1 pseudogene is annotated in these 274 nt (G+C 51.8%); it reads right to left on the bottom strand.

Features of this window, described 5'->3' with window-relative positions:
* Positions 1 to 274 (bottom strand): annotated as a pseudogene (locus MXD62_RS08625) (acetaldehyde dehydrogenase); the annotation flags it as partial.

Consider the following 274-nt stretch of genomic DNA (forward strand, 5'->3'; position numbering starts at 1 on the left):
CTCTTCTTGTTTCATCTTTATTGATGATCCCGACCGTCTTCATATCCTTGATGGCGGCGTAAATGTGCTGCGCGGCGAACAGGTTCTTGATCCGTTTGTCTTCCACCTTGCCGAACCCCGTCTCTTCCACAGCCATCGCGGCCAGCCGTGTTGCTTCCGCTTCCGCAGCCTTGGCCATGCTTTGGACGATGGCATCAATCTGCGATTGATTCATCTTCTCCAGCAGCTTCTGCGCTTGCTTCGCTTCCTGAAGAAAATTTCTCACCTCTTGAAT

Source organism: Frankia sp. Mgl5 (genome assembly GCF_023242985.1).
Classification (GTDB): domain Bacteria; phylum Actinomycetota; class Actinomycetes; order Frankiales; family Frankiaceae; genus Parafrankia; species Parafrankia soli.